The sequence below is a fragment of the Virgibacillus sp. Bac330 genome, assembly GCF_003667845.1.
In the GTDB taxonomy this organism is placed as follows: Bacteria; Bacillota; Bacilli; order Bacillales; family Amphibacillaceae; genus Virgibacillus; species Virgibacillus chiguensis.
Window position 1 is genome coordinate 3,531,610 of the sequence record NZ_CP033048.1, and the last position, 26,553, is coordinate 3,558,162.

24 protein-coding genes are annotated in these 26,553 nt (G+C 38.1%); 13 read left to right on the forward strand and 11 right to left on the reverse strand.

Annotated elements, in window-relative coordinates; genetic code table 11:
• Positions 1 to 119: 119 nt before the first annotated feature.
• The gene (gene gnd / locus D9780_RS16415; protein ID WP_121640835.1) at positions 120 to 1,019 is read left to right on the forward strand and encodes a phosphogluconate dehydrogenase (NAD(+)-dependent, decarboxylating); all 900 of its coding nucleotides are present in this window, start codon (positions 120 to 122) and stop codon (positions 1,017 to 1,019) included.
• 139 nt (positions 1,020 to 1,158) lie between these two features.
• Positions 1,159 to 2,712 (forward strand): gluconokinase, encoded by a 1,554-nt coding sequence (gene gntK, locus D9780_RS16420; RefSeq protein ID WP_121640836.1) that lies wholly within the window; start codon positions 1,159 to 1,161, stop codon positions 2,710 to 2,712.
• Between the two features lie 293 nt (positions 2,713 to 3,005).
• Here the strand turns inward: gntK and D9780_RS16425 are convergent, their stop codons facing one another.
• Positions 3,006 to 3,608 (reverse strand): superoxide dismutase family protein, encoded by a 603-nt coding sequence (locus D9780_RS16425; protein ID WP_121640837.1) that lies wholly within the window; start codon positions 3,606 to 3,608, stop codon positions 3,006 to 3,008.
• 214 nt (positions 3,609 to 3,822) lie between these two features.
• On the opposite strand from D9780_RS16425, the gene D9780_RS16430 reads away from it, so the two are divergent.
• A complete protein-coding gene (locus tag D9780_RS16430) occupies positions 3,823 to 4,200 on the forward strand; it encodes a PH domain-containing protein (protein WP_073006819.1) in 378 nt (125 codons plus the stop codon).
• A gap of 268 nt (positions 4,201 to 4,468) precedes the next feature.
• Here the strand turns inward: D9780_RS16430 and D9780_RS16435 are convergent, their stop codons facing one another.
• The gene (locus tag D9780_RS16435; protein ID WP_121640838.1) at positions 4,469 to 4,798 is read right to left on the reverse strand and encodes a nucleoside triphosphate pyrophosphohydrolase; all 330 of its coding nucleotides are present in this window, start codon (positions 4,796 to 4,798) and stop codon (positions 4,469 to 4,471) included.
• A gap of 228 nt (positions 4,799 to 5,026) precedes the next feature.
• The gene (locus D9780_RS16440) at positions 5,027 to 5,533 is read right to left on the reverse strand and encodes a DoxX family protein (protein ID WP_121640839.1); all 507 of its coding nucleotides are present in this window, start codon (positions 5,531 to 5,533) and stop codon (positions 5,027 to 5,029) included.
• A 549-nt stretch (positions 5,534 to 6,082) separates the two neighbouring features.
• Here D9780_RS16440 and D9780_RS16445 point away from each other — a divergent pair.
• The 5 genes from D9780_RS16445 to D9780_RS16465 all read left to right on the forward strand — a co-directional run bounded on the left by D9780_RS16445 (position 6,083) and on the right by D9780_RS16465 (position 10,544).
• Positions 6,083 to 6,787 (forward strand): hypothetical protein, encoded by a 705-nt coding sequence (locus tag D9780_RS16445; protein WP_121640840.1) that lies wholly within the window; start codon positions 6,083 to 6,085, stop codon positions 6,785 to 6,787.
• A 61-nt stretch (positions 6,788 to 6,848) separates the two neighbouring features.
• Entirely contained in the window at positions 6,849 to 7,244 is a 396-nt protein-coding gene (locus tag D9780_RS16450; protein WP_116278553.1) for a GntR family transcriptional regulator, read from the forward strand.
• The gene (locus tag D9780_RS16455; RefSeq protein ID WP_121640841.1) at positions 7,241 to 8,095 is read left to right on the forward strand and encodes an ATP-binding cassette domain-containing protein; all 855 of its coding nucleotides are present in this window, start codon (positions 7,241 to 7,243) and stop codon (positions 8,093 to 8,095) included. Before D9780_RS16450 ends, D9780_RS16455 begins: the two co-directional genes overlap by 4 nt.
• Before the next feature lie 282 nt (positions 8,096 to 8,377).
• On the forward strand, positions 8,378 to 9,310 hold the full coding sequence (locus tag D9780_RS16460) for an ABC transporter ATP-binding protein (protein WP_116278551.1): 933 nt from the start codon (positions 8,378 to 8,380) through the stop codon (positions 9,308 to 9,310).
• Complete coding sequence (locus D9780_RS16465) at positions 9,303 to 10,544, forward strand: ABC transporter permease (protein ID WP_121640842.1); 1,242 nt, start codon at positions 9,303 to 9,305, stop codon at positions 10,542 to 10,544. Before D9780_RS16460 ends, D9780_RS16465 begins: the two co-directional genes overlap by 8 nt.
• 434 nt (positions 10,545 to 10,978) lie before the next feature.
• Here D9780_RS16465 and D9780_RS21220 read toward each other — a convergent pair whose 3' ends face one another.
• Both D9780_RS21220 and D9780_RS16470 read right to left on the reverse strand, forming a co-directional pair.
• Positions 10,979 to 11,140 carry a hypothetical protein gene (locus tag D9780_RS21220; protein WP_162985910.1) on the reverse strand — a complete coding sequence of 54 codons (162 nt, stop codon included), beginning with the start codon at positions 11,138 to 11,140 and terminating at the stop codon, positions 10,979 to 10,981.
• A gap of 22 nt (positions 11,141 to 11,162) precedes the next feature.
• On the reverse strand, positions 11,163 to 11,468 hold the full coding sequence (locus D9780_RS16470) for a DUF4306 domain-containing protein (protein WP_121640843.1): 306 nt from the start codon (positions 11,466 to 11,468) through the stop codon (positions 11,163 to 11,165).
• Positions 11,469 to 11,798: 330 nt separating this feature from the next.
• Between D9780_RS16470 and D9780_RS16475 the strand changes: the two genes are divergently transcribed.
• On the forward strand, positions 11,799 to 12,329 hold the full coding sequence (locus D9780_RS16475) for a flavodoxin family protein (protein ID WP_121640844.1): 531 nt from the start codon (positions 11,799 to 11,801) through the stop codon (positions 12,327 to 12,329).
• An 819-nt stretch (positions 12,330 to 13,148) separates the two neighbouring features.
• Positions 13,149 to 14,063 (forward strand): N-acetylmuramoyl-L-alanine amidase family protein, encoded by a 915-nt coding sequence (locus D9780_RS16480; protein ID WP_073006795.1) that lies wholly within the window; start codon positions 13,149 to 13,151, stop codon positions 14,061 to 14,063.
• Between the two features lie 33 nt (positions 14,064 to 14,096).
• Here D9780_RS16480 and D9780_RS16485 read toward each other — a convergent pair whose 3' ends face one another.
• The 5 genes from D9780_RS16485 to D9780_RS16505 all read right to left on the reverse strand — a co-directional run bounded on the left by D9780_RS16485 (position 14,097) and on the right by D9780_RS16505 (position 19,824).
• A complete protein-coding gene (locus D9780_RS16485; protein ID WP_121640846.1) occupies positions 14,097 to 14,294 on the reverse strand; it encodes a MerR family transcriptional regulator in 198 nt (65 codons plus the stop codon).
• A gap of 253 nt (positions 14,295 to 14,547) precedes the next feature.
• On the reverse strand, positions 14,548 to 15,591 hold the full coding sequence (locus D9780_RS16490) for a ribonucleotide-diphosphate reductase subunit beta (protein ID WP_121640847.1): 1,044 nt from the start codon (positions 15,589 to 15,591) through the stop codon (positions 14,548 to 14,550).
• Positions 15,536 to 16,018: a flavodoxin gene (locus D9780_RS16495; RefSeq protein WP_116278544.1), complete on the reverse strand. Its 483-nt coding sequence runs from the start codon at positions 16,016 to 16,018 to the stop codon at positions 15,536 to 15,538. Before D9780_RS16495 ends, D9780_RS16490 begins: the two co-directional genes overlap by 56 nt.
• The gene (locus tag D9780_RS16500; RefSeq protein ID WP_121640848.1) at positions 16,003 to 18,234 is read right to left on the reverse strand and encodes a ribonucleoside-diphosphate reductase subunit alpha; all 2,232 of its coding nucleotides are present in this window, start codon (positions 18,232 to 18,234) and stop codon (positions 16,003 to 16,005) included. The genes D9780_RS16495 and D9780_RS16500 overlap by 16 nt, the downstream gene beginning before the upstream one ends.
• Positions 18,235 to 19,191: 957 nt before the next feature.
• Positions 19,192 to 19,824 carry a DUF421 domain-containing protein gene (locus tag D9780_RS16505; RefSeq protein ID WP_121640849.1) on the reverse strand — a complete coding sequence of 211 codons (633 nt, stop codon included), beginning with the start codon at positions 19,822 to 19,824 and terminating at the stop codon, positions 19,192 to 19,194.
• A 170-nt stretch (positions 19,825 to 19,994) separates the two neighbouring features.
• On the opposite strand from D9780_RS16505, the gene D9780_RS16510 reads away from it, so the two are divergent.
• Together D9780_RS16510 and fdhD are read left to right on the forward strand one after the other, a co-directional pair.
• Positions 19,995 to 22,346 carry an FdhF/YdeP family oxidoreductase gene (locus D9780_RS16510; RefSeq protein ID WP_121640850.1) on the forward strand — a complete coding sequence of 784 codons (2,352 nt, stop codon included), beginning with the start codon at positions 19,995 to 19,997 and terminating at the stop codon, positions 22,344 to 22,346.
• A 185-nt stretch (positions 22,347 to 22,531) separates the two neighbouring features.
• Positions 22,532 to 23,335, forward strand: coding sequence for a formate dehydrogenase accessory sulfurtransferase FdhD (gene fdhD, locus D9780_RS16515; RefSeq protein ID WP_121640851.1), 804 nt, complete (start codon positions 22,532 to 22,534; stop codon positions 23,333 to 23,335).
• Positions 23,336 to 23,729: 394 nt separating this feature from the next.
• On the opposite strand, the gene D9780_RS16520 is transcribed toward fdhD, so the two are convergent.
• Positions 23,730 to 25,775 (reverse strand): catalase, encoded by a 2,046-nt coding sequence (locus D9780_RS16520; protein ID WP_121640852.1) that lies wholly within the window; start codon positions 25,773 to 25,775, stop codon positions 23,730 to 23,732.
• A 306-nt stretch (positions 25,776 to 26,081) separates the two neighbouring features.
• On the opposite strand from D9780_RS16520, the gene D9780_RS16525 reads away from it, so the two are divergent.
• Positions 26,082 to 26,474 (forward strand): thiol-disulfide oxidoreductase DCC family protein, encoded by a 393-nt coding sequence (locus D9780_RS16525; RefSeq protein WP_116278539.1) that lies wholly within the window; start codon positions 26,082 to 26,084, stop codon positions 26,472 to 26,474.
• Positions 26,475 to 26,553: the final 79 nt, after the last annotated feature.

Below are 26,553 nucleotides of genomic sequence, written 5' to 3' on the forward strand. Positions count from 1 at the left end.
TATACTATAAAGACGAACGTGCATATTTTATCGTGTGATTTTTATACTTTCCCATCAAGCAATAATTATTATGTTCAAAATTTAACAAAATGATATTAATTCAACTCGAGGTGACGGAAATGAATATTGGTATGATTGGCTTAGGAAAAATGGGATATAATTTAACACTTAATTTACTCGACCATCAACATAATGTACTTGGCTTTGACACGAACGAAGCACAAAGAACTTCCATCACACACGCAAATTACGAAGCTACATCCTCCATCGAACATCTTGTAGAACAATTACCTAGTCCGCGTATTATATGGTTAATGGTTCCAGCTGGAGAAGTGACAGAAAATGTCGTACAAAAAATGACAACATTACTTGATAAGGGTGATATTTTAATTGATGGCGGTAACTCCAACTATAAAGATACATGTAAACGCAAAGAAATGTTAGACGATAAAGATATCTTCTTCTTTGATTGCGGTACGAGTGGAGGAACAGATGGCGCTAGAAACGGCGCTTGTACGATGATAGGTGGAGATGCTGAAGCATTTAAACAAATTGAACCACTATTTAAAGATATTTCCACAGAAAACGGCTACTTATACACTGGGGAAGCAGGCAGTGGTCATTTCTTAAAAATGGTTCACAATGGAATGGAATATGGTATGATGCAAGCCATCGCAGAAGGATTTGATATTCTTCATAAAAGTGAATTTGACTATGACTACGAAAAAGTGGCTAAAGTATTTAACCATGGTTCGGTCATTCGTTCTTGGTTAATGGAACTAACACAACAAGCATTCTCCAAAGATGCTCAATTGGATCAAATACGTGGTATTATGCAATCTTCCGGTGAAGGAAAATGGACGGTGGAAACAGCTCTAGATTACCAAGTAGCGGCACCAGTTATTGCGCTTTCCTTAATGATGCGTTATCGATCTCTTGAAGATGATACGTTTACAGGCAAAGTGGTAGCAGCACTACGGAATGAATTTGGCGGTCACGATGTGATTAAAAACGACTAGTTTACGTAGGGAAGCATAAACCGTAAAACCAAGCTTCCCTTTTTTGCATATACAATAAACGAGTAAGATCTTACAAATACATGATTTCCACCAAACATCTGGTAAAATAAAGGTATACGTAGTGCAAGGAGGAATAAGGATGACTGCATCAGCTTATTATTTAGGCGTCGATATTGGAACTACAAGTACAAAAGCGGTTTTGTTTACAAAGAATGGAAAAGCAATTAGCAAAAGTGCCGTACATTACCCGTTACATACACCAAATCCTTTAGTAGCCGAACAAGACCCTAACGAGATTTTCCAAGCTGTGGTAACAACAATTAAAGAAGCCATGCAAACGAGTAAGATTCACCCAAAAGCTTTAAAATTTGTCGCTTTTAGTTCTGCCATGCATAGTTTGATAGCTGTAGATGAGGTAGGAAATTTATTAACAAATAGCATTACTTGGGCGGACACAAGAAGTGCTCCATATGCTAAAGAGATAAACGATAAGAAAAATGGGCATGAAATCTATTTAAGAACAGGAACGCCGGTACATCCCATGTCGCCGTTAGCCAAACTATTATGGTTACGAACAGAAGAACCAGCACTGTTCCAACGAGCGCATAAATTCATCTCGATTAAAGAATATATATTTTCTCGTTTATTCCATTCCTATGTAATTGACTACTCCATTGCTTCGGCAACCGGTTTATTGAACCTAGAAGCATTAGATTGGGATGAGGAAGCATTACAAGTAGCAGGGATAACCTCAGAAAACCTGTCCACCCTCGTGCCTACTACCAAGACATTTACTGGTGTAGACGAAGTTATTTGTAAAGAAATGGGAATAGACGTAAACACGCCGTTTCTCATCGGAGCAAGTGATGGTGTGCTTTCCAATCTCGGTGTCAACGCAATCGAATCTGGCATTACTGCGGTTACGATTGGAACAAGCGGTGCGATACGTACAGTCACCGACAAACCAAAAACAGATCCATTGGGTAGAACTTTTTGCTATGCATTAACAGAAAAGCATTGGGTTATTGGCGGACCTGTTAATAATGGCGGAATGATTCTACGTTGGGTACGGGATGAACTTGCAGCTTCTGAAGTAGAAACAGCCAAACGATTAGGTATGGACCCCTATGATGTACTAACGAAAATGGCGGAAGGTGTAGCACCAGGTTCTGACGGGCTTTTATTTCACCCATTTATGACGGGAGAACGTGCACCACTTTGGGATGCTAATGCACGTGCTTCTTTCTTCGGGTTAAGCATTCATCATCAAAAGCAACATATGGTACGCGCCGTACTAGAGGGTGTTATGTTTAACTTACGTACCGTTTTACTTGCAGTCACTGCATTGACAGGAGAGCCAAAACAAATCCAAGCGACGGGTGGCTTTGCTCGATCAGCCATGTGGCGTCAACTAATGGCCGATGTCTTCCATAAACCTGTTGTCGTACCAGAAAGCTATGAAAGTTCTTGCCTCGGCGCAATCGTATTAGGCATGTACGCTACAGGTGAGATTGATGACTTTTCAGTTGTTTCCGAAATGATTGGCGCTACACATACCCATCAACCAAATGAAGCTGCAAGTGCTGTTTACGAAGAGCTACTTCCGCTTTTCACCCGTCTACCTCAAGTTTTGAAAGCAGAGTATGAAAATATTGCGAATTTCCAACGCAAGCATGTAAACAATGCAGAATAAAGACTTGTATTGTCCACGGTTAGCAACGTGACGACTGGAACGAAGCAACGAAAGTTTTAGGAACCATGCCCCTTGCCGGCGCCCTCCGGCAAGCCCGTCTTTAGTCGGCCTTCCTATATTTAGAGCGAACCGATGGTGACTAATCGTAGGGCAATGGAGTGAAGTCGCCTAGTTGCTGGGCGCTTGCGCCGGACGTGGCTAAATAACTTAGTTAGTTTATCCACAGCTGCAAAATCTTTTTATAATTTCCTAGACCATAAAATAAGCGAGCTATAATCGCTCGCCTGTCCTTTTCATTCCCCTTCTTGAATCACACCACAAGCAATGCGTTCTCCTGCATTCCCTGCAGGCTGTGACTTGTAATCATCTTCATCCGAATGAATGACAAGGGCTGTTCCATCCTCTTTTAGTAATGAATTTGGCTTTCCTTTTTCAAGCGTAACCATTTCAGCTAATGTGTCAGCTTGCACAGTACCATCTTCCTTCACTTCAATGTTAGGCAAATCACCTGCATGCGGACCATCCTCAACATTTCCATGACTCACGTTTGTGGGATTGAAATGCCCACCAGCAGAACTAAAATCAGGTCCTTCGCATGCACCTGTCTCATGGATATGAAAACCGTGCTTTCCAGGTGTGAAATTTTGTCCTGATAATTGAATACGTACGCCATCTTCTTCCTGCGTTAATGTTGCTGTAGCTACTTCCCGTTGTTTGCGATCCTTTAATGTAACAAAAATTTGCTTTGAAGTATCTTCCTCCATATCGCCAGCTGTTTCTACTGATTCGTTGGACTGTTGTTTTTCTTTTGTTTGGTCTTCATCGGTTGTATTACAAGCTGATAAACTGATAATACATATCATGGTAAACAAAATCAAAATGGTCTTTTTATTCATCTTTCTACCCCTTTCCATTTTTTATCAGCTTGCTCGATTCTGGAAATCTTTAAACGTGTGTTTCCTTCCATTATAGGAAATACTCATGTACAATGTAGATATATGTTCAATTTGAATGCACACCTTTTGAATAATGCATATATTTTGTTGTCATTGGATTAAACATACGCTTTAATATCTGATTTTTTAATTTATTCACAAGGAGGAATATTAAATGGGATTGTTTGATGGTATGATGGGTAATGCATCGGAAATGGACACAAAAAAAGCAGAGGAAGAAATAAGTGATCTATTATCTACAGGAGAGAATGTGGAGCACGCATACAAACTGATCCGCGACATGATGTTATTTACCAATAAACGACTAATTCTTCTTGATAAGCAAGGCGTTACTGGAAAGAAAATGGAATACCATTCTATTCCTTACAAAAACATTACGCACTTCTCCATTGAAACAGCTGGAACATTTGATTTAGATGCAGAACTTAAGCTATGGGTTTCTGGTAGCTCTGAACCGATTCAAAAAACATTCAATAAGCAACTCAACATTTATAACGTACAGTCCGTTTTAGCTAATTATGTATGTAACTAAAGCAAATCTAGTAAAATTCTAAAACTCCCATCTGTATAAATGTTTCCTACAGATAAATAAATTTATGCTGAGATTGTCGGCTAAATGTATACGAGTTGACGAATCACACAATGCATTCTTTAAGTCGGGAAGTTCCTATCACGCAAACATTTCCAGCGTGGGGGACTCTCCCCCCACTTACTATTGTGAAATAAAAAATGCTTTGAGAAACTTAGCCTGCCGCCACATTCCTGATCGGTTCGTTATGATTTTTCTTAAACTAAAAATTCTAAATGTCATCTTTTCTACAATGTAAAAACACGCGCCTATCAAAACCTCCTCTCTCTTCACACTTCTTCTTACGCAAAGTTTCGACTGTTTGCAGCGAAGCTCCATGCATTTTTGCTAATGCGTGAATGACTTCTAACAGATCCGCTAATTCTTCTAGCGCTGAAGCATCATCGGCAGCCTGTAAATATTCATCCCATTCTTCTAGCATTTTTTTCTTTAATTCAACCAGGTATTCTTCCGTATGAAGTGTTGTTGTAATTGCCTTTTGCCCCTTGCTTTCAATTATTTCTGGAATTTTATCACGAACAAGTTTATGAAATTTTGGCATACTTACCCCTCCGTACTTTATGTAGAAAAGCTTTATATATAGAATAGCACGGTAAAATATTTCCTTCTACGATTTTGGCGACCCCTTTAACAATAACTTTTGAAAACTTGCTGATTTATGGCTAAGCCATTCGTTTAACTCTTACTATCAACCGTGTTTTATCGTGCAAAAAACACCATCTTACAGCTATCGTCAAGCTGTAAGATGGTGCTATAGTTTGTTGTGCCATTAAGCAACCTTTAGACTTTCTCTTTCTTTTTTTGTAAAAAAGCCTTTTACATATGGAATAACCCATCTATCTAAACCAAATCTGCCAGCATTGTAACCAGCAACTAACAAGAATACCGTAAGTAATACCATTTGCGCATTCGTACTAACTGTGCCGCTAAACAAGAAAGCAAAGTTCATTGTAATACCCATCAATGCGGAAAAGTTGGTGAATATGCCTAATATAAGTGCGATACCTACTAACAATTCCCCCCACATAACGAGGAAAGTAAATATGTCTGCATATGGCAAGGCTACTTTTTCTAAAAATACTGCCCACCAGCCTTGTACTGCCGGATGCTCTCCTCCAGCACTTGCAATTGCCCCTTGCAAATATCCTGAAGCGTCAAATTGACCCCCCGTAATTTTACCATAGCCAGCAACAAGCCATTCATAACCAATATAAATACGAATAAGTGCTAAAATACCTGCGGCTATACTACTTCTTCGGATAAAATTCATGATCATGAGTACCATCTCCCTTTTTGTTCATCATTTCACAATTTGTTGTAGTATTTCTTTACTACATTTAGAGTATACCATACATGCTTTTATTTATGGGTTTATTGTTCAACATTTCACAATATAGTCATATTTTAGTTTATACGAAACATTATTACTTGACTTTTTTTCGTCACATTCTATCAAACGATGTGTACCAAGTTTTTGATACCTTCGCCAATCGTAGTTGTATATTACCTGCACACCTTCTATGTTCTGACCGCTTTGCTATTAACAGTATTATCTTCATGGGTTTTATTCGCTCCATGAATGTATACTTCCATTTATAATTAATGCATATTGACAATATTTGCTCGTTTTTTCATTTCCTAAACTTCCCTCTCTACAGTTTCCGTTCAAGCTAAAGTTTCTATCTTACCTATTTATCCGACATCCACAATCACGTATATTTTGCACCTTCCTTTCACGCAGTCCCTTGACATCCTCTTATGACCTGTAGTACTGTTTATATAAATATACACAGTATAACAGGTCAGTTTCTAGGAGGTCGTTTCTATGCAAAAATGGAAGCAAGCTTGGCACATTGCTAAGTTGGAATTAAGTGTTTCTACGAAGAAGATTGCATTTGGTTGTTTAATCATACTTGGTTTCTTTCCTTATGCCATATCCTATTTTCAGCATTATCTCGAAAATAGCGTTATAATTTATGACTTATTTTTTATTCTTTTCTTTATTTTAGGTATTAATGTTGGAAATCCAAATTATTGGCATTCAAAACAAGCCAATGTCCATCCTCTTTTGATGATGCAATTACCATTCCCAATTAAACAGGAAATCTTCATTAAAAGTCGCTTCATTATTCATTTTTGTTTCTCTTTTCCAGTACAAATTGCGTTTCTAATTATCTTTTATGTTGCATCACCTATTGCTCAATTATTATCCATTCCTGCTTACATCGCGTTTGCAATCATTTGGTTATCTGTCAATCTTTATATAGGGACACTTACACCAATCAATGAAGTATATCCAGCAAATTGGTTGTTCACAGCAGCTATGACTTTTATTTTGCTTTTCATTTTCCTATTTATATTATCTGTATCTCACCTCATCTTTGACTATGGTGTTGTGGAATTATCCATCATTATTGCTGAAAACTGGCCGGTACTCAGTTCCGCGGTGTCACTCATTATTGGCTTTACAGCTGTTAAAGCGCATCAGCTATATATGAAACAAATTATGAATAAGCGGGATTATTTCTAATAGAGGTCTTCACACGATCTATACGATGTATCCCTAATGCTAGCAGAAAGGAGCTGGTTTTGTGGAATTACCTATTTATCTTTCCAAAACATCTCGAGAACCAATTTATCATCAAATCGAAAACCAAATGAAAACGCTCATTGCTAGCGGACACCTTACAAAAGGAATGCCACTTCCATCCATTCGCGCGCTGGCAAAGGACTTAGAAACGAGCGTTATTACAATTCGTCGTGCGTATCAAAATTTAGAATATCAAGGCTTTATTCAAACAACGCAAGGGAAAGGGACGTTTGTTGCTGACATAGACCATGATATGAAGCAGCAAATGAAAATTGCTGAAGTATACCAAGCAATGGAAGCAGCTGTTGAAATTGCCTTTAAATATGATTATACAGCCGAACAACTAAAAAAAATGTGCTTAGAAGTCATTCATAAAAAAGGAGGAAACCAAACATGACATCGCTTCTCAAAATAATGGATGTAGAAAAAAACGTAGACACCTTACACCTAGGACCGATTCACTTAACGATAGAACCTGGAACGATAACAACAATGGTCGGAGGGAACGGGGCTGGAAAAAGCACACTGTTTAAACTCATTATGAATTTAGTGAAACGCGATACAGGTAGCATTCAACTATTGGATATAGAAACAAACAGTTCGGATGAAAGCTGGAAACAACATATTACGTACCAAGCACAAACTGTCATTGGATGGGAACCTTTTACTGGAACCAAATTAAAAGACTTTATTTCCTCTCTATATCCGCATTGGAATGAAGCGCTATTTCAGAAGATGGTAGACTTATTGCAAATTCCATTAGATAAACGATTTGCAAAACTATCCCAAGGAAACCAACAAAAACTCCAGTTAGCACTTGCTTTACCAAGAAATACACCATTGTTACTTCTCGATGAACCCACTTCTTTCTTGGATATTCCGGCAAAGCAGAAGCTAATGAATTTACTAGTAGAATGGATGGAGCAAGGAGACCGCGCTATCTTCATGACAAGTCATCAATCCGCTGACATTATGAAACTTTCTGATTATATAGTCGTATTAAGGAATGGAAAGCTGATGAACAAATTTGAAAAAGAATCATTGATTCATAGACACCGCCGATATTGGATTAGCGAACAGCTTCCAGAGGAAGGTATTCCAGGGGAGATCGGTCGCTCAACACGCTATCTTGTCTCAAACGCTCCAGAACAAACGGAATCTTTCTTACAACAAGAGCAAATTACTTGGACACAACAGGAATCTCTAGATTTGGAAGAAATTCTTACACAGCTTATAGAAAGGAGATAAAACACCTACGAAGACTTTCTATTTTTTGTACTTGGCTATAACTTTACGTCATAAGTTAAACTATAATTGCGTTGCCTAGATGATTAGGAATGAAACAGCTTGTAAATTGGATTTACCTTAGAGCACAAACTGACATAAAAAATTCCGTCACACCATTACCCAAGCGCTCTTTATAAAACAGGCATTCGATGCTGTTATCTCCATCGTAAAATCTGCAATGGTTGCAACAGGAGCTTTACAGAATAAAACAAACAATGAGGAAAAGGGAAGGAGACAACTATTTTGAGCACAATCTTAACCGTTGAAAATTTAAACAAAGCTTTTAAAGACAAACAAGTCATTGACAATATTTCTTTTGACGTACACCAAGGTGAAATTATGGCAATTCTCGGCCCGAATGGTGCTGGGAAATCAACTACAATTCGTAACATTATGGGTATTTTATATCCTGATGCAGGAAAGATTACCTTTTCCAATTATACAGATAACTCGATACCACGACATAAAATCGGTTACTTACCAGAGGAGCGTGGGTTATATAAAAATGTCAAGGTAATGGATATTCTACTCTATTTAGCTGAATTAAAAGACTACCCGCTAGATCAAGCAAAACAACGAGCTTTAGATTATTTAAAGAAGTTTGACTTAGAAGGGAAGGAAAAAGTGAATGTCGATGAGCTATCGAAAGGGATGGGACAAAAGGTGCAATTTATTGCATCCATTCTTCACGAGCCCGAATTACTCATTCTTGATGAACCATTTTCTGGGTTAGATCCTGTAAGTCAAGAATTATTTAAACAGGAAATTCGTCAGCTTGCCGATAACGGCACAGCTATCCTACTATCCTCTCATCAAATGAATCTTGTCGAAGAAATGGCAGATCGCCTATTTTTGATACATCGGGGGAAAAAAGTAATTTACGGACATATGGATGAAGTAAAAAAAGAGTTTGCCAACTTTAAATGCACGATTCATGGTACAAATAAAAAAGAAGAACTTGAACAGTTACCACGTGTACAACGTGTAGAACAAGAAAATGCGCATAGTATTGTCTACTTATATAAAGATATTGATCCAGTGCAATGGCTCAAGCAGCTTCCTGATACATTAGATGTGCAAGAGCTACGGTTAGATCGCATTTCACTACATGAAATTTTTATCGATATTGCAACAGGTAAACAACTCATGCAGGAAGTTGGTGAAGCATATGCGTAATTCATTGAAAGTGGCTAAATGGGAGGTCAAACGAAACCTCCGCAACAAGACCTTTATTATTGGAATGTTTTTAACGCCCCTCTTCATTATTGGATTTATGTTCTTAGGTGAACTGATTGGCGGTGACGATGAAGAAACAGAGATGACGTCCGTATTTATTCATGATGAGCTAGGAGTTTTTTCTGAAATAGAGCAGACGGTTGCAGCAAGTAATTTATCGTGGCAAGTCATGCAAACGGATGTAACGGAAGAAGAAGCCAATAAGGAAGTTAAAAATACAGAACAGACAGCCTACTTATTTATCGACGAGGAAAGTTTAACAAAAGGAACTATCCCTGCTTACACTTCGGAGGAAATGGATGCTTCTTTTATGAATCAAGCCCAAATATTATCCTCCCCTATTCAAGCGTGGCAACTAAAGGAACTTGGCTTGTCCAATGATCAATTAGCGGTTGTCTCCCGTGGTATTCAGATAGCAGACGTTTCAGCTAATGATGAAACCGATACAAAAGATGCCAAGGAAACAGCTGAAGAATCTGAAATAGCTTCATTAGAGCGCATTGTACCTGGGGCATTTGCTGGTTTTATTATGCTATCCATCGTATTTACTGGCATGGCAATTTTTCAAAGCGCTTCACAAGAGAAAAAAGATAAGATTGCGGAAATTATTCTATCTTCACTTACACCGAATGATCTCATGCAAGGAAAAATTATTGGCTATTTTGTTTTAGGCATTGTGCAGTCTATTGTCTCTTTAGTCATCGTCCTTCCTGTTTTATCATGGCGATTGGACATTGCGTTTTTAGATTATTTGTTCGTTCCAGAATTAGCTTTATACCTCATGATTGCCATTTCCGGCTATCTATTGTTTGCTTCTATTTTTGTCGGCGTCGGCGCAACGATGACCGATATGACGACAGCAGGGAATTTCCAAGGTATGGTGATGATGCTTCCGTTTTTGCCGTTTATCTTTATCGGACCTGTTCTTAGTGACCCAAGTGGCTTTATGGCTCAACTTGGTACGTACATTCCTTTCACGGCGCCAGGTGTTCTCTTACTTCGCTTAAGCAACTTAGAAGAATGGCCTTGGCTCGAAATTATCATTTCACTCGCTATTTTAATCATTAGTATTTGGATTTTCGTAAAACTTGCTGGAAAAATATTCAAAGTAGGCATATTAATGTACGGTAAAAATGCTACTCCAGGAGAAATTTGGAAATGGATCAGAATGTAACAGAGAAGTAGTTCGACAAGAAAGAATGAAAGTAACTTGACCCTATCGATCATTGTAAAACATGTACACTTTTGCGGGGAAATCGTATGAGTGAAAGTCCCGCAGAAGAGCATTTCTTCTTCGTAGGAAGTGCAAAACTATACGAGCGACAAAAATCGTATTTTAGCATAGTGATGTTGTGGGGGCTTGCACAGTTGGAAAAACGTAACTTTTAAATGTTTATATACGACAGTTGGCTATACATCCTTACTAGTAAGCTTAATCTTATAAACACACCCGTTTTCGCCAAATATATATGACGAAAACGGGTGTGTTTTTTCAAAAAAATCTCTGCAAGTACTCCTTCATAATATATAGCTATTTTCCCATGAGGGCTTAGTAAGTTTCTTATACATAACCGGTATTTCCCTATCATACTCATACAAATTACTACTTTAATACCACCAAGATTTAAATAATCCCGCCATTAATTTACCTAACCATTTAAGTGGTAAAATAATTAATAAATCAACAAAACTTAGTAGAAAGTCAATAATCCAGAGCCACCACCCACCTTCGTTCTCTTGGCGTTTAGATGTACGACGTTTTTTCTTCAATTACATCCCCCCTCCATATCCTTTAAAATAACGTATTTCCATTTTTACGCTTACGTATCATTTTGCGAACGAAATACGTACAAAAACCAATTACACCAGATGCAGACAACAAAAATGTAATACTTCTAACTGGATACATTTTAAACGCATATATCCATTTATCAATAACATAAATATCACGTGAGTCTTGTACAGATTCTGGGGTTAAAACAGTTTGTTCCTGCCAATTTGGATCTAGAACTACATAAGACCCAGACCAATATGTTAGGAAACAAGTATATACAGATATAAAAAGTACTATTAAAAAAAGAATGACCGTCTTTTTCATGATGGCTCCACCTATGCCTTCTATATGTTACACAACCTCGCCTAGGGTTTATTATGAACAATTCATTGTATTCACCTAAGCCAAACCAGATTTTCTTGCTTATTTCCATGCACGACTTTCTTTCCATGACACAAAACAGAGTGGCAATTTATCTATTGTTTAATACGAACAACCTCACAAAAAGGTTCCTCTTATTTTATTATAGTAAGACATACAAATATTCATGCAAAATCATCTTAGCAAGTTACTTCTAAACACTCATCTTTAGAATACAATTTTACAAGGTACTATTTACTAAATTGGCATTTTCATTCAAGGAGGAAGAACAACATGAGTATAGTAGTCTATCATGGTTCAACAAGGACAAATGGGAATACAGAATTTTTAACCCATCACGCTATCCCTCAAGACACAGCAACACATATTTATTTGCGCGACTACAACATGGAACCGATTGTAGATAAGCGACACGCAACAGAAGGATTTCCCCACATACAGGATGACCATTTATTTTTAATTGACCAACTATTAAAACACGAGACCGTCGTTTTCGCTACCCCTATTTATTGGTATGGCATGTCCGGACCACTAAAAACATTCATTGATCGTTGGTCGCAAATTTTACGAGACCCCAATTACCCGCATTTTCGCCAAACATTAAAAGATAAAAAAGTATACCTTATTCTTGTTGGTGGCGATCAACCACATATAAAAGGATTGCCCCTCGTTCAACAATTTCAGTATATTTGCCAGTTTTTTGGCATGACTTTAGAAAACTATGTAATCGGTCAATCACGCAAACCAGGAGAAATGGTTAATAATAAGCAAGCCCTTCAAGCAGCCTCTCAATTATTCTATTAATCCTATTTTACAGCTCCACTTATATTACAACTGTAGTCTTTGTATACACTTACTTATAAGAATTTTGATAGAAAAGGACGCTCTCTAAGTAAAAAGGTGATGCACGTATATGCTGAGACTCTTTTATACGTATCTCTTATAATTTCTCAAATGGTAACAGCTGCACAAATTGCAGCTGTTTTCTTTTACACTACAGAAAAAAAGATTTCGCTATAAAGACTTATCGATATGCCAAGTCTTTCTAACGAAATAAGCCGTATGTACTATTTTCCTCTCCTACCCTATTAAATCTGCTAAAAGCTTATCTCTTTCTAGTAAAAAGGAATCATTTTTTAATCCATCGTTTTAAATCTATTATTCTGGTTATACTATTAAAAAGCTCGTAAATTTACTTTAAACCTAAGATAACCGTGCCGATAAAAAAGTATAACCGAATACTTATTATAGAGTGTATCCGAAACAATAAAATGGGTATTTACTACCATCCTTCTATGGTACAATGGATGAGGCGTTGCTATAACATTAAAAAACTTGATTTATAACCCTGAAAATTATCCTTACCGACCATACACAAAGTAACGTAAAAAAAGTATCTTTCTAAATGTTTAATGCTTGTTTAATCTATTATTCTACTATCTATATTTGTTACCTTTATTATTACGTTGTTCCTTATCAATGAACATAGCACCAATCGTTTCAGTATTATTTTTTAAATATAGCTTTTATCTCGTATTCTATCAGCTGCCCCCAAAAGCAACTGTTTCAATACGAATTTATATAAAGCAAAATTATATCTTATTGAAGGAGGCCGTGCTTAATTTGAAAAACATCTATTATGCACTAACATCTTTAGCAATTGTGCTAACTTCTCTATTTTTGCTGCCTAATACTAGCCATGCAGCTAATGGGGATGTGTATGACGTTGGACAAGCTATATTAAATGTGCGAAGCAGCCCATCTATAGACTCGGAAATTGTTGGGCAATTACAAGCTGGTGACCAATTAGTCGAATTCGGTGAACAACACGGCTGGGTACAGACTTACTTTGGTGGAAAAGAAGCATGGGTTGCTAAACATTACTTGATTCCTGTTAAACACGATAAACCTGTACAGGTACAAGTACAAGCAACGCCCAATGAAGGAAGCAGTTCTTCTCAAGTGCAGCCACAAGCTCAAACCAGCAATGCAAGTCACTCTTTAAATGGATACAATATCATGTTAGACCCTGGACACGGTGGTTACGATCCTGGTTCTATTGGAATAAACGGTGTACGAGAGAAATTTTTAACACTTGAAACTTCCAAGCAAATTGCAGAACAATTACGAGCAGCTGGTGCAAATGTGTTATTAACTCGGTCAAGTGACTCGTATGTTTCTTTAGGTGATCGTATTCGAATTAGTGATGCTTATACCACCCATGCATTTATTAGTGTTCATTATAATGCATTTCCGAACTCTAGTGCAGACGGCATAAATACATTCTATTATTCTTCCAAAGATCAAAAACTAGCAGAGCATGTTCACCAAGGTCTTGCTTCTGCTGTCACATTGCGTGATAGAGGAATGGTGCCAAATAACTATTATGTATTAAGGAATAATCATGCTCCTTCTATATTATTAGAGCTAGGATTTCTTACTAATTATAACGATTTTGCTACCATTCGTTCTAACAGTTTTCAACATCAAGTTGCCAACGGGATTACGAATGGGTTAAAAAATTATTTTGCCAACTAAAAGTAATAAGCTGCCTCTGATGTAGGCAGCTTATTACTGTATTTTTATTTCTTTAATACCAACGCCAAATTCACGTAATGCTAATATCGTGCTAATCCTTACTACTTCCTCATCTGTAAACGTTCGGTATTGATTCGCTTGCTTACTAGGCGATAGGAGACCCTTTTCCTCATAAAATCGAATGGTTCTTGCAGTTGTGTTTAGCCGCTTGGCAACTTCTTGAATATACATTGCTTATCCCTCCTACTTTTATCATAAACGTTTCCGTTACGTGAATGTAAAGGGTTTTTTATACTATAGAAAACGTCAAAATAGAGGTAGGAATAGTATAATAATATTTTCCAAAGGCAAACGTGAGCCGATAGAGTTCATGCAACTTTCTAATCAGTTATATACAAAAAACAAAAACACAGGCAGTTAAAAAGGGAAGGTCCACCTCTTATAGCTGCCTGTGCTTGTATTCCTATCTATTTAGTTACCAAGCTTATAAATCATCAAAACCATTCAAATCGCTTGTTTTCGTATATTGTCTAGATTTCTGTTCAAAGAAATCTGTTTTCGTGCCATCAAAGTTATCTACGTAGGCGCGAATCCACTTCATCGGATTTTCGGTATAATCTGGATATACATCATGTAATCCCATCATACGAAGCATCTTGTTCGCACGATATTTAATGTATCCAGCCATTTCGTCAAGGTCAATTCCTTCTACACTGCCAAGCACGTAATTGGACCATTCAATTTCCAATTCAACGGATTCTTGAAAATGATCGTATACCCATTGGATAAAAGTTTCATTATTGTATGCTGGATTTTCCGCAAGCGTAGCACGAAATAGTTCAGATATGAAGCGACCGTGCTCTAGCTCATCGCGATTAATATAACTAATCATGGTTGACGTGCCGACCATTTTATTATGGCGTGCCAAATTATAGAAAAACGCAAACCCAGAATAGAAGAACATACCTTCTAAAAGAGCTGTATATACTAATGTCTTTAAAATATTTTCGATTGTCGGCTCTTCCACAAAAGCGTTATACTGCTTCGTTAGATTCTCGTTTCGCTTCAACAAAACTGCATCCGTTCTTCCGAGTTGAAAGGACTTATTCTGCTCATCTAACGAGACAACGGAAGACAACACGTAAGAATAGCTTTCATTATGCACTGCTTCCTGCTGTGCAATGACCGCCATAATGGATTGCACAGATGGATCTGTTGCGTACAAAGAAATGAGTAAAGCCGTTCGTGTTTGCGGTGCATCTAACGTAGATAACAAACCAATAATTTTTAAATACGCGTCCTGTTCTTCTGCTGTCAATGAAGGGAATTGCTTAATATCACTTTGCATATTTACTTCATCCGCTTGCCAATAATTTCCTACTAACCGTTTATACATTTTATACCAGTGTGGATAAGCAATATCATTCCAATTTAAGATACCACTGGATTGCCCTCCAAATACACCTGTGGACTTATTTGGATTTAATGGTTCTAACGTCTTTGCTTTTTCCAGCATGATTTTTGCCATGGTCTAATACTCCTTCCACCCAGTCCTTTACAAATTGTTCTTGCTTCCCTCTTGGCGACTGTTCTATTTTCAGTCCACGCCAAGGGCTATGATAAAAATTGACCAACTTATCAACAGCGCGACAAAATAAATCATCGCCCCCAAATTGTGTATCACCTGTACCAAATATAGCAACATTGTCCGGCTTATATCCAACTTCTAGAATAAAGTCCTTTACTTCATCCGGTGTGCTTCCCCGATCCCAAGTAAATGTACCTAAGAACATAATATCGTACGAAGCCGGGTCGACGGGCGGATCAATCCCAATACGATGAACCGCCGTCTCCACTCCTTTGATTTGTAAGTTTTCTTGGATAAGTGTTGCAACTTCTTGAGTATTACCGCTGTAGGTCAAGTAAGCAATCAACGTTCTCAACTTTGACACCATTCACATTCTTCGACTTCATTGGACGTAGAGCGTACATAATACGTTGTTTTTAACCCTTCCTGCCATGCTTGCAAATGTAAATCAAGCAAAATAGATGCTCGAATCGTATTTGGTACATAGAAGTTGAAGGAGAGACTTTGATCAATATGCTTCTGTCTAGCAGCGTTTTGTTTCACAGACCAGCGTTGATCTACAATGTATGCAGAGCGACGATATACATCATATGTCTTGTGCGTTAAGTCTGGTGCTGTAACTGGAATTTTAAAGTCTTTCTTTTCTTCGTAATAAAATGTTTTAAAAATCGGATCAATACTAGCTGTAGACCCAGCGATCATTGCTGTTGTTGAGTTCGGTGCCACTGCCATTAAATAACCGTTTCGAATACCGTGCTGTTTAACGTCTTCTTTTAAAGCAAGCCAATCTGTTTTGTCATAGCCTTTTTGCTCAAAGTATTCACCTGAACTCCATTTACTACCTGCAAATGCCGGGTAACTGCCTTTTTCTTTACTTAATTCCATACTTGCCTGAATGGTAAGAAAAGCAATGCGTTCATACAATTCGTCTGCATAGTCCACCGCTTCTTCCGTTTCCCACTTCATATTGTTACGAGCTAGCAGATGATGCCAGCCAAACGTTCCTAAACCAATAGCACGGTACTTTTTATTCGTTAGTTGAGCTTGCATAATCGGCAATGTGTTAATATCAATAACGTTATCTAACATGCGTACTTGAATTTTAATTAACCGATCTAGAATTTCATCTGGTACAGCTTTTCCAAGGTTGATCGAACTTAAATTACAGACGACATAATCCCCAGATTTATATTTCTTTACAATGGTATTTTCGTTTTCCAAAAATTCTTCTACAAATTCAGAAGGCGATTGATTTTGCGTAATTTCCGTACAAAGGTTGGAGCAATAAATCAATCCTTGGTGACTATTACTATTTTGTCGATTCACTTCATCACGATAAAACATAAATGGTGTACCTGATTCTAATTGTGATTTCATAACGCGCTTCATAATATCAATGGCTGGAATTTCACGTTTTGACAATTGTTCGGAGTTTACGCACTCCATATATTTTTGTCGAAAAGTTCCATTCCCTTTTTCTTCGTCATAGAAATCTTCTAATGAATACCCCATCACTTGTCGCACTTCATGGGGGTCAAATAGATACCAATTACCACGTTTTTCTACTTGTTCCATAAATAAATCAGGTAAGGTAACACCTGTGAAAATATCGTGTGCCCGCATACGTTCATCACCATTATTTAATTTCAAGTCAAGAAACGCTTCTATATCCCGGTGCCAAACATCTAAATAAACAGCAATTGCACCTTTTCTCGTTCCTAATTGATCGACATTTACCGCTGTATTATTCAATTGTTTAATCCATGGTACAACACCACTTGACATCCCTTTAAATCCTTTAATAGAACTTCCACGGCTACGGATTTTCCCCATATACACACCGATTCCACCACCATTTTTAGACAACTTAGCAATATCGGTATTGCTATCATAAATGGATTGAAGGCTATCATCGACGGTATCAATAAAACAACTAGAGAGCTGACCATGCGTTTTTCCAGCATTAGCAAGGGTCGGTGTTGCGACTGTCATATATAAGTTACTTAGTGCCCAATAAGCTTCTAACACATGCTCTGTCCGCTTTGCTTTATCTTCATATTGCATAAGCGTCATGGCAATAACCATCCAACGTTCCTGCGGTAGCTCAAACACCTTTTTATCGTGATCTGTTGCTAAATAACGTGTCGCTAATGTATGAAGCCCTAAGTAGGTGAAGTACAAGTCTCTTGCAGGATCGATTTGTTCAGCAAAGTAATCAATTTCCGCTTTTGAATACTTTTCTAACAAATTATTTTCATAAATATTTTCATCCGTCAGCATGGTAATTAATTCATAAAAATCCCCATATTTACCATCATCGTAATGGCGATTGCGGCGGGCTTGATGGTAAAGCTGCTGTAAATAAATTCGGCTCGCTACATAGGTCCAATCAGGAGCAGATTCATCAATATTCTCCAATGCGATTTGAACAAGAATATCTAAAGCTTTGTCGATCGGAGTATCTTCCTGAATCGTTTTAAACGCCTTCTCCTTATAAGCTTTCGTTTCAACAGCTAGCCCCTGTTGCGCAAGATCAATGATTTCTACAAGTCTATCTCTTGTAGTAGCGATGTCGATGATCATTTATAATCCTCCCTCAATATAATTAAACCCTTTGAAGGGTTATAATATATGGCTATCACTATTTACGAACAGTAAATAGGCATTAGAAAACTCGGCAATTATGCCAAGCTTGTCTTTTATATGTTCATTTAAAACTCGTTATGTACTTTACAATACTAGCGAATGCTTCATCGTGCTATCGTACATTCAAGCGTCTTAATTTTCTAATAATAACAGCCTTAACTCAAAACAAAACACAATATATAGTATGTATAAAGGTTGTTTATTACGATATATTGTGTTTACAAGCTTAGCATATTAATTAGCATATTGCAATCTATTATTGCTAAATAAAATCTTGCACATGTTCTTAAAGGCTGGATAATCAGCGTAAAAAACAAATAGAAAAACACCAAATTTTATTTTACAAATTTGCAAGGAAATAATGCGTTAATAGATGAATAGTAGAAAGTACATCTTCTATCAGTAGAATTTTTCTATCATTGCCACTGATGATGAATAGCCCAAAGATATACGCTTACGAAAAGGAGTGTCTTGGTGCCATATATCATCATATAAGAACTTTTTCCATGACCTATTTTCATTTCCCCAAAAACACACAAATTATATTATATACTTTTTTAACACGAAATAAAACGGTTTGTTATTAAAGTTATTAAAACTTAACGTATCGCCAACATACTGCTGAAAAAAAGCTGTTTTTTCACTCTATAAAGTAAACTTCCATCACTAACGGTATCCCTGAGCGAAATACTCCTAACCGAGGTGACAACGTATTTTAAGAGCTGGAGAAGCTATTTCCCTCCATTCAGGGATGAAAGATTAGCATCATTATAACCTCCCTATTATGGAAGAAATTACTTGTGGCTTATATTTTTGTCCAAATCCAATGTCCATTATTGAACTAAACTTATAAAGACTATTCCCTATGAAGTGTTATTTTAACCACTATCTCTTTTAATCAAATTGATGAGGAGGAGTTGCATTACTATCATGCCGCTTATCAGCTACTTCTTGAAATAAATTGGACGGGGATTGAAACTTTTCACCAGCCCCACCCCCCAGCGTTCTGCGTTGCGCTAACTGCTGTTGGACGTTTTTGATCTCTGTATAAAGTTGTTGTACATCTCCTTTTGTCGCTGGTTGTGCTTCCTGCTTTAGTTCAAATCCAATTTGCCCGTTTGCTTCTAACGTTGCCCATTCCACATCATCTATTCGCGATATATTTTTCTGTCGTAAATTCATTTCTAGCTGATCTGTTGTTAGACGTAATTTTTTTAGTTGGTCATATTGAATGACACCATTGTGAATGAGGACTTTTGATTTCCCTGTTATAATTCCTTCAAAGGAATCTGATTTAATTTGTGCGAACTCTATTACAATTAATGTCAATACAAGAACGGTACCTACACCAAGTGTTGTCCATATATTTTTGCCAGCTAATGGCTGAATCAATAAAGAACCTATACCAATCATAATAACCGTTTGCGCCAATGTCATTTGGGATATTGATTTTCTACCAGCAAGCCTTAGCAGCAAGGTTCCCCCAATGATAATCAGCACAGCTTTCCAAACCCATGACCATTCCATCTACTTTACCTCCATTTTAGTTTCTATGATTAGTGTTTAGAAAAAGAGAAATTTTATGCGCAATACTACGACCTTCAATGAATAAATAGATAGCTAAATTGAATTGTATCCGCTTTCATGATAGGATGAAACCAAGTAAAATCAACTGTAGATTATTGGAGGGGGAAATCATGGGGAAAACAAAGCATACTGGCCCAATGAAGTTGTCCAAAAAGCCTGACCCATCGCTTTGGGTAAGCAAGGTTCCATTTGGTTTAGGAAAAGTAAAACCGCATCATATTCGCGACACAATGAAGGTTGCTTGGGAAAATAAAGACAGACTTCCTTATGCCACTCGCATTCTTACACAAGGAGTATGCGACGGTTGCGCACTTGGCGTACAAGGCCTCAAAGATCAAACGTTAACCGGACCACATCTTTGCACGACACGTTTAAACGTGCTTCGTTTAAATACGATGCCAGCTATAAACAAAGCTATCTTGCATGCTGATATAGATGAATTGCGAAAAATGAACAGCACAGAACTACGTCAGCTCGGCCGTGTCCCTTACCCACTTATTCGCAAGCCAGATGATCAAAAGTTTCAACGTATTTCCTGGAGCGAAGCACTAGACTATATTGCTGAAAAAATGCGCGCCCTTCATCCAAAACAGTTTTCCTTTTACTCCACCTCACGTGGCATTACGAATGAAACCTATTATGTACTCGGAAAAGTCGCTCGGTTTCTTGGAACGAATAATATTGATAATGCATCTAGGATATGCCACTCGCCATCTAAAACAGCATTGACTCGTTCTGTAGGGGTTGGCGCCTCAACATGCAACTATAAAGATTGGATTGGTACAGATGTTTTACTGTTTTGGGGTTCTGTGGCAGCAAATAACCAACCCGTTTCTACCAAATATATGTATGCCGCTAAAAAGCACGGAACAAAGATCATTGTTATCAACCCTTATCACGAACCATCCATGGACGAATATTGGATCCCTTCTATTGGAGAGTCCGCTTTATTTGGAACGAAAATAGCCGATGATGTTTATCAAGTAAATATTGGTGGTGATATTGCCTTTATGCATGGCATGATGAAGCATTGGTTTGCAATGGAGAAGGAAAAGCCCGGATCGGCGTTGGACCACGCTTTTATTCAGGCACATGTCAATGGTTTGGACGCTTTACAAAGAAAGGTAGAAGCTCATACGTGGGAACAATTAGAGCAATCGTCCGGCATCTCTAAACAAAGAATGATAGAATTAGCAACGCTTCTAGCAAATTCAAAATCAGCTGTGTTTGTCTGGTCTATGGGGCTGACCCAACATCGTTTTGGGACCGATAACATCTCACAAGTTGCCAATTTAGCTTTGTTACGCGGGTTTCTTGGACGTGAACATTGCGGCTTAATGCCTATAAGAGGACATTCTGGTGTGCAAGGCTCTGGTGAAATGGGAGCAGACCCCTTCTCTTTACCAGGAGGAAGCATGAATGATGAGCAACGGGAACGTGTAGAAAAAGTATGGAATTTTGATATTCCCACTTGGCAAGGAGACATTGTCGGCGAATCTCTAGAGCACGCTCACTTACCAAAGGAACATGAACGAAAATTAAAGCTCTACTATATGTCGGGAGGAAATTTTCTTGAAACAATGCCAAATCCTGATTATATTCAATCATGCTTAGAACAAATTGAACTTCGAGTACATCAAGATATTATCTTCAATACGTCTACACTTGTAGATGCAAAGGAAGCAGTCATCGTTTTGCCAGCGATGACACGCTATGAACAACCTGGAGGCGGGACATCTACCTCTACAGAAAGAATGGTCTATTTCTCCCCAGAAATTAAAGGTCCACGTATAGAAGAGGCTCGTTCTGAATGGGAGGTTTATATGGATGTAGCAAAGCGAGTAAGACCTGAAGCAAAAGACATTATTCATTTTAAAGATGCACGTGCGATTCGTGAAGAAATTGCCAAAGCCGCCCCAAACTATGATGGCATCCAGCATTTAAATGACAAAGGCGACCTTTTCCAATGGGGAGGAGCTTGGCTCTGTGAAGATGGCGTTTGCCCAACTCCAGATGGCAAGGGAAACCTTATCGCCATGGATATTCCGGAATTAAGAAAACCAGAGGGACATTTTTACGTGACGACGCGTCGAGGAAAACAGTTCAACTCGATGATTTATAGTGAAACCGATCCATTTAACAATGCACACCGAGATGATATTTTAGTGAATAAACACGATGCAGATACACTTGATATTCAAGATGGAGAAAACGTAGTTGTTTATAACCAGTACGGCTTATATGCTGGCCGCGCTAAATTCGCCCCTGTCAAAACGGGCAATCTAGAAGTGCATTGGCCAGAAGGGAATGTTCTTATTCCCAAAGGAGTCTATGAACAATATGCAGGTATCCCCGAATATAATACGGCAGTCATTTTAGAAAAAGCAGTTACGTATTATGCGCAAAAAGATGTAAAGTATGCAGAAAAGCGTGTAGAGGAGCTGGAAATAGATAGTCATTAGAAAGGATATGGTTTGTCGCCAAGTCTCCACAACAAAACCCTTTCTCTTGTTTATACAATACAGCATCGTGCTTGAAGACTTGATTGTAATACGACAAGTTCCATCCCCATACGGACTTGGAGATAGCCTTTTTTCCATGAGCCAGATCATATCGTACTTCATATTTCGGATAAAGGGGAAATTATATGTCTGATAATTTAGCAGATTGGGAGATTATTCGTGTTCATGACGGAGCCGCTACAAAAGAGTTAACATCCGTGGCGGAGGAATATCCGATCACGATTATGATTAACGGTGAAGAATTCGCTACCATGGTTTGCTCTCCAGAACACGTCGAGGAACTGATCGTCGGCTTTCTTGCTTCAGAAGGAGTGATTTTGCAATATCATGCCATCCAACGTATGAATGTAGATGTAAAAGCAGGATTTGCTTACTTGGAAATCGACAAACTTCCTGATATGTATCAATTCGATCATTCCAAACGTGTTATTGGCTCTTGTTGCGGGAAAAGTCGGCAATTTTATTTTAAAAATGATGTTAAAACAGCTAAAACGATAATGTCCAACCTACGCATCTCTTGTAAGCAATGTTTACAACTTATGGAACAATTACAACAAGCTTCCATGCAGTTTCACCAGACAGGTGGCGTGCATAATGCAGCTTTAGCTTCTGTTAACGGTGTCGAACTCGTTCGTACAGACATTGGTCGCCATAATGCGCTTGATAAGTTGTACGGTCATATTTTAATGAACCACCTGAAAATAACGGATAAAGTTATTATATTCAGTGGGCGCATCTCTTCTGAGGTGTTATTAAAAATTTCCAAAATGCGTATTTGTATCCTTATATCTAAGTCCGCCCCTACTAAACTTGCTTTACAGCTAGCCGAAGACTTAGGGATTACAGTCATTGGCTTTGCTAGAAAAGGATCTATGAATGTGTATACACACAACAGCCGGGTAGAGGAACTCATCTACACGCAGAAATAATAAGTGTAGATGACGCCCCGTTATTGAATAGATGAATGACGTCATCACCAAAGGCAAAAAGCTCGGAGCGCCCGTTTAGCAACATAGCGAGTGGAAAGCTTTATTAAAATATAAAGGAATTACACCACTAAAACAGGGGGTGCCAACGTCGGGCGGAAAGCCGTTTCTAATCGGCCTTCCTCATAGTGACGAACCGATGATGACTTAGCTTAGGGCAATAAAGGAAGTCGCCTCGTTGCTGGGCGCTGGAGCCGGACGTGGCTTTCTTATCTTTTAAAAAAACAGTAGCAATGATAAAACGCTACTGTTTTTTATTGGTTGAAGATGTAGCAACTTATGGTCATTGTGAATTTCAGCAAATTTTCATGAAACTCAAGCGAAATTATAATGAACTTTATACTTGAACCTCTCTATCCCAGAACCGATGTTGTGCCACTGCATTGCTAAATGTATCCACAAAGTTGTCCACATCAGACGCCGTAATCACTCCTTTTGCCTGATGTATACGACAATCTTCTATTAAAGAAACCCCGTCACTACCTGCACCTATTGGCTTAAAGTGGTGGAATGCTTCTTGAATAAAATGCGTCGCTTGTTGGTAGAAGCGGTCACTCATTTGTTTACTTCCAGCTACATAAACCGCATCAAAAAGGACAGAATCTACAGTTAAAAAGCTAGCATTTGCTTCAACGGTGTTGCCATCTTCCCCAACAACCGCCCCACGCTTATTCGCAACTACGAAAGGACGAATTCCTTGTTTTTTCAATCCATGTATAACAGAAATTACACTGTCGGTATGAAAGCCATTATCTAAAAGAACAGCTACATTTCTTGTTACTGCTGTTTTCGTTGTGTTTTCTTGACTGAGAGCAGGCGAAACTTTACTTACCGGCGAACCACCTTCTTTTGGAGCGGTAACACCAATGTTTGCAGCAATTTCTTGTACCATCTCTAAACTAACATGGGCAAACATATTTATTACTTGTTGTTGCACTTCTTTCCTTTCTACCTTTCCTAATTCAAAGCTGAAAGCGTCTATAATATGTTGTTTTTCTATCTCACTCATACTATTCCAAAACAGAGCAGCTTGAGAAAAATGATCCTTGAAGCTTTCACTTCTTGCACGAATCTTTCTACCTTCCACTTTTTCTTGGTAGTGCTCATATCCGCCTTCTTCTGGGGAAACAGGGTATGGCGTGTTTTCCGCTAACGCGTTTTTATGATAACTCACTTGCCCTACATTAATCGTATGCCTACCGTAGCCATCCCGTTGATTATTGTGGAACGGGCAAACGGGGCGATTAATTGGTAGCTCATGAAAATTAGGTCCTCCGAGTCGAATTAATTGTGTATCGGTATAGGAGAATAATCGCCCTTGTAATAAAGGATCATTCGTAAAATCAATACCAGGTACTACATGACCGGGGTGAAACGCTACTTGCTCCGTCTCTGCAAAAACATTATCTACATTTCGATTTAAGGTCATTTTGCCAATGATTTTAACTGGAACTTCCTCTTCTGGCCAAATTTTAGTTGGGTCTAATATATCGTAATCAAATGCATTGGCGTCTTCTTCTGAAATTAGTTGCACACCTAACTCAAATTCAGGATAAGCTCCGCTTTCAATCGCCTCATACAAATCTTGACGATGAAAATCTGGATTTTTCCCATTTATTTTTTGTGCTTCATCCCAAACCGTTGAATGAACGCCTAGCTTTGGCTTCCAATGAAATTTCACAAACGTAGCTTCTCCCATCTCATTTACAAACCGAAATGTGTGCACACCAAACCCTTCCATCATGCGAAAACTACGTGGAATGGCTCGATCTGACATTTGCCACATCACCATATGTGCTGTTTCTTGATTATTGGCTACAAAATCCCAGAAGGTATCATGGGCGGATGCAGCTTGGGGGATGCCGTTATGCGGTTCGGGTTTAACAGCATGAATTAAATCAGGGAATTTAATAGCATCTTGAATAAAAAAAACCGGCATATTATTTCCCACTAAATCATAATTTCCTTCTTCCGTATAAAATTTCGTAGCAAATCCTCTTACATCGCGAGCTAGTTCTCCAGACCCTTTTGATCCAGCAACGGTTGAAAATCTTACAAATACGGGTGTCTGTTTCCCTTTTTCTTTTAAGAAATCGGCTTTTGTGTATTGTTCCATTGATTCATACACTTCAAAAACGCCATGTGCTGCATATCCTCTTGCATGTACCACCCGTTCAGGTATACGCTCATGATCAAAATGGGTCATTTTTTCCCGAAAATGAAAGTCTTCCATAATGGTCGGTCCACGTACTCCGGCTTTTAATGAGAACTCATCCTCGGATACGTTTAATCCTTGGTTCGTGGTCATCTTTTTCCCTTTATCATCAACACGGTAAGCATCTAATTGTTCTTGCTTTGTTTGACCTTGTTTATGGTCTGACATACTTATGCCCTCCTCCATTCGTTTGGTATACTTTTCAATATGCTTGTAGAGAGACTGTTCCCGTATAAAAATCAAATAAAACGAAAAATGTTACTTCTTCATGTTATATTAGACATAACTAGTCGCATACAGTCAGTGAATGTTAGAATGAAACAACAATCTTTAAACGGAGTCTTTATACAATAAACTTGATTTTGGGTTTATCGTATAAGAAACTACGGCTTCCGCCTAAAGATTTGGTAACCTTAAATAGAGCAAGGTGTGAAACAAATTGTTTACAACCGAACCAAAGGAGGTCGAGGTACGATGAGCAAAAAAATCATTCTCTTTGACGGTGTCTGTCATTTCTGTGATCAAAGCGTGCAATTTATTTTACAACGCGATAAACAAGAACAATTTTTATTCGCTTCCTTACAAGGTGATGCCGGTCAGAAATTGGTACAAAAATATAACATTCCTAATGATTTAAGCAGTTTAATATTGATTGATAACAATAAGTACTACAATAAATCAACAGCTGCACTACGTATTTGCAAAGAGTTATCAGGCGGTTGGAAATTCCTATATGCATTTATTGTTCTACCTAAGCCCATTCGCGACTTCTTTTACGACCGCATTGCTAATAACCGCTATCGTTGGTTTGGAAAAAAAGATAGCTGCGAACTTCCACCACCACATGTTAGAAAACGATTTCTGTAGTAAATCAGGGGATCATTGCACAAGATGTAACTACCATGTGTGGATGACGTGCAAAGTATTTAGTTTGAAAATTTATAAT

Excerpts from the sequence above, each read along its gene's own strand:
- D9780_RS16435 (WP_121640838.1), bottom strand. The coding sequence starts at position 4,798 with ATGCCAAAATTTCATAAACTTGTTCGTGATAAAATTCCAGAAATAATT.
- gntK (WP_121640836.1), top strand. The coding sequence starts at position 1,159 with ATGACTGCATCAGCTTATTATTTAGGCGTCGATATTGGAACTACAAGT.
- D9780_RS16485 (WP_121640846.1), bottom strand. The coding sequence starts at position 14,294 with ATGTATATTCAAGAAGTTGCCAAGCGGCTAAACACAACTGCAAGAACC.
- D9780_RS16520 (WP_121640852.1), bottom strand. The coding sequence starts at position 25,775 with ATGTCAGACCATAAACAAGGTCAAACAAAGCAAGAACAATTAGATGCT.
- D9780_RS16455 (WP_121640841.1), top strand. The coding sequence starts at position 7,241 with ATGACATCGCTTCTCAAAATAATGGATGTAGAAAAAAACGTAGACACC.
- D9780_RS16490 (WP_121640847.1), bottom strand. The coding sequence starts at position 15,591 with ATGGCAAAAATCATGCTGGAAAAAGCAAAGACGTTAGAACCATTAAAT.
- D9780_RS16495 (WP_116278544.1), bottom strand. The coding sequence starts at position 16,018 with ATGGTGTCAAAGTTGAGAACGTTGATTGCTTACTTGACCTACAGCGGT.
- D9780_RS16510 (WP_121640850.1), top strand. The coding sequence starts at position 19,995 with ATGGGGAAAACAAAGCATACTGGCCCAATGAAGTTGTCCAAAAAGCCT.
- D9780_RS16465 (WP_121640842.1), top strand. The coding sequence starts at position 9,303 with ATGCGTAATTCATTGAAAGTGGCTAAATGGGAGGTCAAACGAAACCTC.
- gnd (WP_121640835.1), top strand. The coding sequence starts at position 120 with ATGAATATTGGTATGATTGGCTTAGGAAAAATGGGATATAATTTAACA.
- D9780_RS16505 (WP_121640849.1), bottom strand. The coding sequence starts at position 19,824 with ATGGAATGGTCATGGGTTTGGAAAGCTGTGCTGATTATCATTGGGGGA.
- fdhD (WP_121640851.1), top strand. The coding sequence starts at position 22,532 with ATGTCTGATAATTTAGCAGATTGGGAGATTATTCGTGTTCATGACGGA.
- D9780_RS16430 (WP_073006819.1), top strand. The coding sequence starts at position 3,823 with ATGGGATTGTTTGATGGTATGATGGGTAATGCATCGGAAATGGACACA.
- D9780_RS16475 (WP_121640844.1), top strand. The coding sequence starts at position 11,799 with ATGAGTATAGTAGTCTATCATGGTTCAACAAGGACAAATGGGAATACA.
- D9780_RS16470 (WP_121640843.1), bottom strand. The coding sequence starts at position 11,468 with ATGAAAAAGACGGTCATTCTTTTTTTAATAGTACTTTTTATATCTGTA.
- D9780_RS16440 (WP_121640839.1), bottom strand. The coding sequence starts at position 5,533 with ATGATCATGAATTTTATCCGAAGAAGTAGTATAGCCGCAGGTATTTTA.
- D9780_RS16425 (WP_121640837.1), bottom strand. The coding sequence starts at position 3,608 with ATGAATAAAAAGACCATTTTGATTTTGTTTACCATGATATGTATTATC.
- D9780_RS16445 (WP_121640840.1), top strand. The coding sequence starts at position 6,083 with ATGCAAAAATGGAAGCAAGCTTGGCACATTGCTAAGTTGGAATTAAGT.
- D9780_RS16525 (WP_116278539.1), top strand. The coding sequence starts at position 26,082 with ATGAGCAAAAAAATCATTCTCTTTGACGGTGTCTGTCATTTCTGTGAT.
- D9780_RS16500 (WP_121640848.1), bottom strand. The coding sequence starts at position 18,234 with ATGATCATCGACATCGCTACTACAAGAGATAGACTTGTAGAAATCATT.